The organism is Deltaproteobacteria bacterium, from assembly GCA_011773515.1.
Taxonomy (GTDB): Bacteria; Desulfobacterota; Deferrimicrobia; order J040; family J040; genus WVXK01.
In genome coordinates, this window is the sequence record WVXK01000101.1 from 1 (window position 1) to 1,125 (window position 1,125).

Annotated in this window: 1 protein-coding gene; it reads right to left on the reverse strand. The window is 61.3% G+C overall.

Translation table 11 applies throughout. The annotated features are described in order from the left end of the window. The coding region (gene selB, locus GTN70_11120) for a selenocysteine-specific translation elongation factor (GenBank protein ID NIO17513.1) at window positions 1-1,082 on the reverse strand (1,082 nt) is incomplete at its 3' end. Between the last annotated feature and the right edge of the window lie 43 nt (window positions 1,083-1,125).

Sequence of the window (1,125 nt, forward strand, 5' to 3'; positions counted from 1 at the left end):
TAGGGGTTGATCACGATGCCTCCCCCCACGGTGTAACCGAAGTTTTCCAGCTGGGTATAGCCACGGAGAATGAAACGCTCCTTCCCGAAGAGCACGGCGGGCGAAAAGAGGTGGATCCGGGCGATGCCCTTCTCCCCCGGGGCAATCTCTCTCTTCCCGTAGGGCTGCAGGATCGACTCCACGTAGGTGGTCCCGGAGTGGAGGTTCAGCTTCGTTCCGAAGCGGAAGGGCTTCCTGTTCATCTTCAGGTTCTCAACCAGGGCGTCGATGGCGGTCGTCGTCGTAACCTCTCCCATCCCCGTTATCACCTCGCCCCGGACGAGATCCTCCCGGTTGACGCCCGTCAGGTTCGCGGCCGTCCGGCTTCCCGGATAGGCGACGTCGAGCTTTTCCCCGTGTGATTCGAGGTAGCGAACCCGTGCGGTCCTCTTCCGGGGCAGGATTTGTACCTCCTCATCCCTCCTCAGGGTACCCGATTGGAGGGTTCCCGTGACGACGGTGCCGATCCCTTTGAGCGTGAAGATCCTGTCAATCGGGTATTTGAGGGGCCGGTCGGAAGACCGTTCCGAGAGCTTTTGCGCCACGATGTCGATGTTTGCAACGAGACCGTCGAGACCCTCGCCGGTGAGGGAAGAGACCCGGACGATGGGCGCTTCGGAGAGAAAGGTCTCGTTCTTGAAAGCCCTCACCTCCTCCTCCACCAGGTCGAGCCACTCCTTCTCCACCTTGTCGATCTTTGTCAGGACGACGATGCCCGCGGGAATGGAGAGGAGCCTGCAGATGTCGGTGTGCTCGCGCGTCTGAGGCATCACCCCTTCGTCGGCGGCGATGATCAGGAGGACGATGTCGATTCCCGTGGCCCCGGCCACCATGTTGCGCACGAACTTCTCGTGGCCGGGAACGTCGACGATCCCTCCCTTTGCGCCAGACGGGAGGTTAAGGGAGGCGAAGCCGAGCTCGATGGTGATCCCCCGCTCCTTCTCCTCCTTCAAGCGGTCGGGATCGATGCCGGTGAGGGCTTTGACCAGGGCGCTCTTTCCATGGTCGATGTGTCCGGCAGTGCCGATGATAACTCTCTTCATGGGGAGAATTATAGCACCAATAGAGTCCCGGGTCCCGGGTCCC